This window comes from Chamaesiphon sp. OTE_8_metabat_110 (genome assembly GCF_031382685.1).
Classification (GTDB): Bacteria; Cyanobacteriota; Cyanobacteriia; order Cyanobacteriales; family Chamaesiphonaceae; genus Chamaesiphon.
The window spans coordinates 1-9,112 of the sequence record NZ_JANMZA010000468.1; the positions used below are offsets into that span (position 1 = coordinate 1).

The window sequence follows — 9,112 nt, forward strand, 5'->3', positions numbered from 1 at the left end:
GCGGCGAATGTCGGCTTGAAGACGATCGAGCAAATCGCGCACAGTTTTGAAGATGTAACGCGCGTCTTTTATAATTTAGAACTTGAGATCGATGTCTCAATTCAAACTTTACTCCTTAATGGTTACTCAGGATTACAGGAATGTTTGACAGCTCAAGTCACAGATCGCCAAATCGATGAAGCCGTAATTCTCGATCGGTTAACTGAGACACTCGAAAGTTTGAAACTAAAAATCGGCGATTGGACTGAGGCCGATATCGCGCTACCCACCTCGATCGAATTAGGTTTTGATATTGTCGCTTCGATTTTTGAAACTACAATTCAGGAGCAAATTGATGAAGTCGTAGCTGCGATTGCTACTCACGATAATCGAGTCATTCAAGACTGCTTGGAACGAGTAACTGAGATCTGTATCAGTTTGGCAGAATCATTTGAATTACCGGGCTTTTTAGACCTCAACCAAACAATTATCGCCGCAATTACCAACTATCCCGATCGCGCTAACGAAATCGGCTCGATCGCTGTTGTCGATTTACAACAAGCTCAAACTGAGGTCTTAGCAGGCGATCGGACACTGGGCGGTACCACTTCGATCGAGCTTGCTAATCTAGCTAATAAATCAGCCGCAGAGAGACATTTACCCCAAATCGAGTCAAGTGATAAAATTGAGATTTTCGTCAATCGGGAAGCAGAATTAGCCCAATTCCAAGCATTTTTGATAAGCGACAGATTCCGCAAACGGCATGAATTTAGTACCGATAACCAACATCTCTTCAAACAAATTATCGAACTATGTTGGGACTGGTTTCGCCATGAAATTCAACCACCCAATTCACAATTAAATTTAGAGCTACTAGTCAGCGCCGAAGGTTTGGCAGATTTAGATTATATCCATCATTGGGTGGGACTGTTATTACAAGGTCTAAACGCGCCTAGTTTTGGGAGTACGATCGGACAAGTGCCGCGATCCGGTCTTCAGCTCTATCGTCAGTGTTGTATTTATCAAGTCGTATTTGCCGTCGCCAAATACCTGGCGGGGACAGAACCGCATCCCCAGTTTACACCAGAATTTTTAACCGAGTTACGATTGCATCTCCAGCAAACTGTAGATACTTATAAGCAAGGTTTACCAGTGACCGCTAACGAACGCGGTTGGATCGATCGGATTATTCTGCCCCACCACTGGACGACATTACCCGATCGCAGCGGTGAGGATCTACTCTTATCAGAAATTTGGGGACAAGCAGAATTTAGGAATAGTTAATAAGTCTTTCAACGATTGCGAGATGTAATACCCAAACCGAGCGAGAACATCAACTGCGTAAAAATCGGCTTTAGTGCTGCGATCGATCCCATCTTCAGTAAAGATGTGGATACAATAGTCAATAAGGATTTAGCACGCTGCTCGATTCTCGTTCCGAGAGGCTCCGCCAACGATAACCAGATCGAATCCTGTGGAGATTTCTGTAACTAACACTATTGAGATACTCGGGAGTGATTCGCTCATGCAGGCTATTACCAAGATCGATAGTTCTCGCCAGCGGGAGATCGCCGAAGTCCTGCTGCATCATGGCTGGGACTTTATGCGCCAAACTCTGACCATCGGTAAAGCCTCGTCAGCAGAAGATCGAGTCGATGTGCCACCACCAGAGATCTTGCGAAGTATTTTGGTCGATCTGGGGCCAGTATACGTCAAGCTGGGGCAGTTGCTCAGTACGCGTCCAGATCTGCTCCCGCTCGAATATATCGAAGCTCTCAGCGAACTGCAATCGAATGTACCACCGATCGAGTGGCAAGAAATCGAAACAATCCTGATCCAACAGTTCCCCCAGCTACCCGCAGAAATTTTTAGTCAGATCGATACTATCCCCGTTGCGGCTGGATCGATCGCCCAAACTCATCGTGCTATCCTCAAAGATGGTCGGATCGTCGCCATCAAAGTCCAACGTCCGGGGATCGATCGTTTGGTGACGCGAGATATCGCCATGATTAAGCAGATTGCTAAATTGCTCTCTGGCACTGACTTTGGCAAACGTTACGACTTAGTTGCTCTCGCTAACGAATTTAGTACCGCGCTCCAATCCGAACTAGACTTCACTCAAGAAGCCCGCTATACCGAAGCACTTCGTAAAAATCTCCTCGCGGGCAAGTGGTTCGATACTACCAAGATTATGGTGCCGGAGATCGATCGACAGTTATCGACTCAAAAAGTTCTCGTACTCCAATGGTTAGATGGCGTCCCGATTCTCGCAGCGCGGCTGACGGGTAAAAATCATGACGGCGATATCGGACAGGAGCGACAAGCCCTCACCGTCCTCTGCTTCCGCGCCTTCTTTCAACAATACCTAATGGATGGCTTATTCCACGCCGATCCGCATCCCGGCAACCTCTTCTACCTCGACGATGGGCGAATTGCCGTCCTCGATTGTGGGATGATGGGGCGGCTCGATGCCCGTACCCAGTCAGCGCTAGTCGAAATGATTCTGGCGATCGTCAATGGCGATTCCCAACGCTGCGCCCAAATCACCCTGCAACTCGCCGAACCGATGGGCGAACTCAACCTCTCCCGCCTGGAATGGGATTACGATCGTTTGCTGCACAAGTACAACAACATCAGCTTGCAGAATATGAATGCCAGCGAAGCCTTCGCGGAAATCCTCCAAGCCGCACGGCGCAACAATCTGCGCTGGCCGAGCAATATCGGTTTATTTGCCAAATCCCTCGCCAATCTCGAAGGCGTCGGGCGACAATTTAACCCCGAAGTCAATCTATTTGAAGAAGTCCGCCCGCTAATGAATGACATGTTCCAGCGGCAACTCTTCGGTGGCGATCCGATGCAATCACTCCTCCGCACAGGCTTAGAATTAAAAAATCTTTCCCTCCAATCACCGCGCCAATTAGGCTTTTTACTCGATCGCTTTAGCTCCGAAACACTGAAACTAAATATCACCATTCAAAACCTCGATGGTATCCAAAATAGTGTCGATGACGCCGCCAATCGTCGATCCTTTAGTACCGTAGTCGGTTCCCTAATCATCGGAGCCGCGATCGTTTCAGCTAATGCTCAAACTCCTCAATTGCAACTGCTAAGTAATGTGCTTTTTAGCGCAGCGAGCATTCTAGGGCTATGGTTGATTGTCAAAATTATTAGGTCTGGCAACTTGCTTTGATTTTACACAACGATTGAAATCGTTGCTAGTGTTGCAAAGTCCACCTACGCGGACTAAAACTGGCACAAATATTTGTTTAACCGAACCGTATTGAGAGGTAATGGGTAATGGGTAACGGGTAATAAAGCCAGAACTACTTAGATTTTGAGGACGAAACTATCTCGGCGGTGAAAGTCGGCAACTGTACCAGGATGAGTTAATGCCCAATAACTCAGCTCATGCTGACTTGACTCAATTACTGCCGTTACTGATAGTTCTAGTTCTGGTGCTGCTGGAAAAATTTTGCTCAGATCGACGATCGATTTTAATACCAGCGAAGTTGCCGATCGATCGATCGATAATGGCAATGCTGTAAATGCTAATTCGTTTTGCAAACCTTGGCGATAATCATCCAGTGTAAAGACATTCCAATCGCCAGCGGGAGAGAGATTAAATTCCCAATAGTTAGCATTACCGGGAACGCCAATAAAGAACTCAAAGCAAGTAGATTCCCAGAGGGCAAACTTGCGGCTGGGTGTGGGATGAGCTGAGGGAATGATTAGTGTTTCTAGATTGCCTTGCAAATGATACACGATCGATAACAATCTATCCTGAAAATCGATTTGTCCGGTCAGTTCGATCGCAGGTAAGGTAATATCTGTACTGAAAGGACGTAGTTTAAAATCGGTCATCCCGTTTATCTCCGCAAGTCTTCAATAATCGATCGAATCTCCGCTTCTTGAGCTTCAATACTCGCAGTCAGTCCAAATTGGACTAGAGCGCGATCGAGATTGTGAGTGGGATATTTGACTTTGAAATAAACATTTCCTGCTAAATAATCTGTAAAAAATCTCAATCCTAATTCAAAAGCAATCAAGCGAATCGCATCAAAAAGATAGTCATAATCATCACCACTCAAAAAACCCCGCGCCTGAGATAAATAGCCATCTAAAATCGCCCGACACATTGGCGTGTCAAATCGAACTTGCTCCCAGTCTGGAGTTTCTTCACCGAGCGGATTGCAACCCGATCGCAAGCAATCGCCGATATCATAGTGTACCAGTCCCGGTTTGACCGTATCGAGATCGATCATCCCGATCGCCTGTTGAGTCATGGTGCAAATCAGCACGTTGTTCACTTTAGGATCGCCGTGAATCGGTCGTAAAGGCAACTTACCATCATCTTTAGCCTTTTCTAAAACTTGCGCCCACTCTTGCCGCGATCGCACGAAATCCAGACAATAATTTACTTCGCGATTATCGCTCGGGGTGGCTGCTGCCAAAACTTGCAGATAATCTGCTAGATATTGAGGCGTAATATGAAATCCGACTAGCGTATCGGCTAACTTTGTCGGATCGAGATCGCTAATGAGATAATGAAATCTGCCCAGTGCATAGCCTACAGCCCGCCCATGCGCGATATCTTGGATGATATCGAGCGTTTCCGAACCATCGATAAAGCTAATCGCCCGCCAATAGGAACCATCAGGCTCGACCCAATGGTCGCGATCGTCTACTGTTAGTAGTACTCGCGGTACTGCCCATCGTCTAGCTACCTGTTCCGGTTCGCGCTGCATTTTGGCACATACATGCTGCGTGAAAATCCGCATATTCTGCATCACCAGCGCGGGTTGTTGGAAGACATGAGTATTGATGCGTTGCAAGACAAAGTGCGGTTCTAAATCATCCGCGATCGTGACGAGAAATGTATCATTAATATTGCCACTGCCGAACGCCCGCAGCTCGGTAACTGCTCTTGCTCCAGCAAATTTTTGAGCGATAGTAGTCAGACGATCCAATGTTAATTAGGGGTTAGGGGACTGGGAGAGGGAGACTGGGAGTGTGACCCAATCTGTGGCGACCGCTAATAGATGGGAGAACAGACTATTGTCGATAGGATGAGCATGTTTACTCGGTGCTGAAAACCGAATTTTTAATCTTTACTCCACAGTATTTTGACATTATTTAGCGACTTGCCGTGCAGATTTATTTTCTAATGACTCAAACAGTGATTTTTCTTCTTGATTGATTGAATTACGTTCAGTCACCAGTTGATTATAACTGGCAGTTTGCTCTTTGAGTTGGATGACTATTTGATTATAGTTTCGCACGCGATCGTTAAAAGCTGAGATGCGGGCACTATAATCACTGCTGGGATTAGCTGCGATCTCCGATTGTAGACTCGATCGATCGGATTCCACCATATTACCTTCTTGTTTGACCCGATCGGCTAATTGTTCTAAAGCTTGATTTTGGGTTAGCAACTGCTGACTGAGTGTTTTCGCTTTATTTTTGAGGGTGGTGAATATCCCTTCGTAGCGTTCGGAGAGTGCGACGATCGACGAACGATCTGTAAAATAGTGGCGGTAGTGGGTTTCTAATTCTGGACTGAGATTTCGCACTTCAGTCCCAAGGATCGAGTGCAGTTCGCTATCGACAGAGCGCGGATCTTGACTTTCGTAGGTGGCGACTAACTTGATAATTCGGGCATTGGTAAGTGTCTTCAATACTACTCGTAGCTGCTTACTGATTTTTGTTTGCTCGAACATAGACATGCGTTGGTACGCAGCATGTAACATCTCATGAGCAGCAGTCACTTCCATCACCCCTTGCAAACGCGGATCTGTCACAGCTTGGAGGAAAATTCCTTTACTAGTGACATAGCAGCCTAACACGATTGTATGCTCGGAACCTTTGCACAGATTGAGGGATGATTTTGTCGTTTCGATCGTCGGCTGGTTGAGATAAAATAGTCGCCGAGCGGCATCTGTCATCGTGGCACTAGTGGCAAGTTTCGCAATCTCTGGCGGTGGCTCATATGTTAGCAGCTTGCTCCAATCGCCGATCTCTTGAGTAAATCTAATCCCGACGATCGCGATCGCGATCGTGGCTGTCATAATGAGATAACGCTTGAGTCGTTTCATGGATCGCGTTGAAGGTATTTCTTGTAGACTGGTTTGCTTCCGAATTCTACTCTAACAGGGGATAACGATGGATGGGAGGTGGGTAAGGGGTAAAGGGTAAGGGGTAAAGGGTAAGGCAAGACTATGTTTGCTCTAAAAATGCGCTGGCACTAGCCATATTCAAAGCTCCTTTATTTGTTAATCTTCATTGCAAAAGTATAGATAGAGCCGATCGAGTATGTTAGCTTGATTGGTAAGAAAGCTGACGCATCGATCCTAATCTTTAAACAAAAGAAATTCAGTGATGGAGAAAAATTTCGCCCAGACTGCCCTAGACTTGCAACTAGCAGCAGGTGAAGAAATGAGTGACTATGTAGCTCATCTACAAATGCACATGGCGCTTCAAGCTCGCAATCTAGTTCCGACTCTCACTAATGCCGTCGATGGTCGAGAATTATTTCTCTATCAGACTCAAGCACATTTTGAAAAATTAGCCTCTCGACAAGGCCACTAGATTACTGCTCGATCGTGATGGGAATAATGGCTACCTAAGATCTCATGTAACTTGACAACATTGCCAATTATCGCGATCGAGGGCGCACTAAACCGCGCTAGTTCTACTTGCTCGACGATCGTTTCTAAAGTAGCGACTAATTCTTGTTGTTGAGGAGTAGTGCCCCACCGTACCAATGCAATTGGGGTGCTACCTGCCAATCCAGCCGTAATTAATTCCTGACTGATGCGATCGAGATTGTGGATGCCCATGTATACTACAATAGTTTCGGCGCTTTGAGCGATCGCTTGCCAATTGACGCCAGGACGGTATTTACCCGCCATTTCGTGCCCGGTTACAAAAATCACCGAAGAACTATAATTGCGATGCGTCAGGGGAATACCAGCATAGGCTGGAGCCGCAATTCCCGAAGTCACACCGGGCACTACTTCGACTGGGATACCTGCGGCGATCAGATCTTCCATTTCTTCGCCACCGCGTCCGAAGATAAACGGATCGCCACCTTTGAGTCGCACCACAACAGCGTGGCTGCGGGCTTTTTCAATTAATAATTCCGTAGTTTCTTGCTGGAGTAGCGAGTGTCTACCCATCCGTTTGCCAGCATCGATCTTTTCCGCACTCTGGGCGATAATCGCCACAATTTCGGCGCTGACAAGGGCATCATAAATAACTACATCAGCCGATTCTAATAATACTTTACCCTTAATTGTCAGCAGCCCAGGATCTCCAGGCCCCGCACCGACTAAATAGACTTTGCCAACTGTGTCTGTCACTTTTCTGGAAGTAGGGGATAGGGGATCGAGGGTAAATCGACAATATACTTTACATCAGGCTACCGCTAACGGCTGCGCTCGGTGCGAAATACCGCTCGACAGATATTTACCAGGCACTATTGACTTTTGCGGATGTTTGTGCAGCAAAGATTTTCCCGATCGTGGCGGCTAATGCTGGACTGTTACCGATCGGTTCGCCGAAAATTAATTTTATCTCGGGAAACTGCATTCTTAGTTGCGCGATCGCTGCCGAGATCGCATCAGTAATGCCACCGGAGAAGAGAAAATAAGGCAAGATCCCAATCTCAGTCGCACCTGTGGCGATCGTCATGGTAACTCGATCGGCTAAACTCGGAGCTACCGACCAATAAGCAGGGGTGAGATCCAAGTCATGTGCCAGTCGTTCGACGATCTGGTTGCTACCAGATCTGCGACTACCATGAGCTAAAATAATACTCCGATCGGGCAAACCAGAACGGTTCCGAGCGAACAAATTTATAAAGTCGGCATTGGCACCCAGATAATCGGCAACGACTAAATTAACTTTGTCACCAATCTCCAGCTCGGCAAGTGCTACCTCTGCGGGAATATCTTCCATTACATGCACGCCTGGGATCAAAAATAGTGGCAGAATCACCACTCGATCGATCTCCTGCTGTTGACACTGACTGGCAAAATCACCGATCTGTCGATGTAGGGGAACTGCTGCCAGTTCTAACTGAGCAGCAGCCACTAGTGGCGATCTCAGTCCGCCAACATTTTGCAGCCATAAACTTAGTTGCTCTGCCAATAAGCTAGTCGCGATCTGTGGACGCGGATCGCGACTACCATGAGATACCAATAAATAAGCGTCAGTCAAATTGGTTATGGGTCAATAGTGATGAGATCTTAGTTATAGCACTAACGATATACTTACTATTTTTACTCGTACACTACATTATTATAAATTGCCGACCTAAAAATGTTTTTCCACGATCGCGACTAGATATTTCGTCCAGTACTCAGTCTTTTGCATCGTTTCAGCCTCTACCATCACTCGAATTAAGGGTTCGGTACCCGAGGCGCGCACGAGTACCCGTCCGGTGTTGCCCATCTCGGCTTCGGCTTCGGCAATACCGTCCTGTAACGGCTGGCATTTTGCCCAATTGAGACGGGCTTCGCGATCGTCTACGCGGACATTGTGGAGGATTTGCGGATAGGTTTGAAAGCTATTATCGACTAGCTCGGCGAGGGATTTGCCCGACTGCTGGACGATCGTTGCTAGATGAAGGGCTGTGAGCGTACCATCGCCACTGACGCTATGTTGGGGTGAGAGAATATGCCCCGACTGTTCGCCACCGAGCATCGCACCGCAGCTCGCCATCTCCGCTTGGACGTACTGGTCGCCCACTGCCGTGCGGACTATCTTGCCACCCAATGCTTGCCAAGCCCGCTCGAAGCCCAGATTTGCCATCACTGTGGTGATGATTTCATCATTCGGGAGCAGCCCTTGTTTCCGGAGATATTGCCCCCAGAAATAGAGAATATAATCACCATCCACCTTACGTCCGAGATTGTCTACAGCTAAAACGCGATCGGCATCCCCATCGAATGCAAAGCCGATATCTGCCTGATGCAGAATCACCGCAGCTTGCAGAGCGCCCAAATGCGTAGAACCACAATTGACATTAATCCGCTCGCCATCAGCCTCATCATTGAGACAAATTAATTCGGCGCCCAACTTAGCAAAAATTTCGGGAGCTACCTTTACTGCGGCGCCAGCAGCCAGATCGAGG

8 protein-coding genes and 1 pseudogene are annotated in these 9,112 nt (G+C 47.3%); 3 read left to right on the plus strand and 6 right to left on the minus strand.

What is annotated here, in order from left to right:
• Together RMO52_RS17185 and RMO52_RS17190 are read left to right on the plus strand one after the other, a co-directional pair.
• A partial coding sequence (locus RMO52_RS17185; protein ID WP_396135038.1) for a hypothetical protein occupies positions 1-1,263 on the plus strand: 1,263 nt, incomplete at its 5' end.
• Positions 1,264-1,504: 241 nt separating this feature from the next.
• The gene (locus tag RMO52_RS17190) at positions 1,505-3,169 is read left to right on the plus strand and encodes an AarF/ABC1/UbiB kinase family protein (protein ID WP_310416620.1); all 1,665 of its coding nucleotides are present in this window, start codon (positions 1,505-1,507) and stop codon (positions 3,167-3,169) included.
• Positions 3,170-3,306: 137 nt separating this feature from the next.
• On the opposite strand, the gene RMO52_RS17195 is transcribed toward RMO52_RS17190, so the two are convergent.
• From RMO52_RS17195 to RMO52_RS17205, 3 genes are all read right to left on the minus strand, one after another.
• Positions 3,307-3,840 carry a DOMON-like domain-containing protein gene (locus tag RMO52_RS17195; protein WP_309739285.1) on the minus strand — a complete coding sequence of 178 codons (534 nt, stop codon included), beginning with the start codon at positions 3,838-3,840 and terminating at the stop codon, positions 3,307-3,309.
• A gap of 5 nt (positions 3,841-3,845) precedes the next feature.
• Positions 3,846-4,946, minus strand: a complete 1,101-nt coding sequence (locus tag RMO52_RS17200) for an aminoglycoside phosphotransferase family protein (RefSeq protein WP_310416623.1) — start codon at positions 4,944-4,946, stop codon at positions 3,846-3,848.
• 162 nt (positions 4,947-5,108) lie between these two features.
• Positions 5,109-6,071, minus strand: a complete 963-nt coding sequence (locus RMO52_RS17205; RefSeq protein WP_309739290.1) for a hypothetical protein — start codon at positions 6,069-6,071, stop codon at positions 5,109-5,111.
• 283 nt (positions 6,072-6,354) lie between these two features.
• Here RMO52_RS17205 and RMO52_RS17210 point away from each other — a divergent pair, with 283 nt between their 5' ends.
• A complete protein-coding gene (locus RMO52_RS17210) occupies positions 6,355-6,564 on the plus strand; it encodes a hypothetical protein (protein WP_309739291.1) in 210 nt (69 codons plus the stop codon).
• Here the strand turns inward: RMO52_RS17210 and cobA are convergent.
• The 3 genes and pseudogenes from cobA to glmM form a co-directional block, all read right to left on the minus strand.
• Positions 6,561-7,337 (minus strand): uroporphyrinogen-III C-methyltransferase, encoded by a 777-nt coding sequence (cobA, locus tag RMO52_RS17215; protein WP_309739293.1) that lies wholly within the window; start codon positions 7,335-7,337, stop codon positions 6,561-6,563. The genes RMO52_RS17210 and cobA overlap by 4 nt on opposite strands.
• A gap of 106 nt (positions 7,338-7,443) precedes the next feature.
• Positions 7,444-8,196, minus strand: a complete 753-nt coding sequence (locus tag RMO52_RS17220; protein ID WP_310416628.1) for a sirohydrochlorin chelatase — start codon at positions 8,194-8,196, stop codon at positions 7,444-7,446.
• A gap of 96 nt (positions 8,197-8,292) precedes the next feature.
• Positions 8,293-9,112: pseudogene (glmM, locus tag RMO52_RS17225) on the minus strand (phosphoglucosamine mutase); the annotation flags it as partial.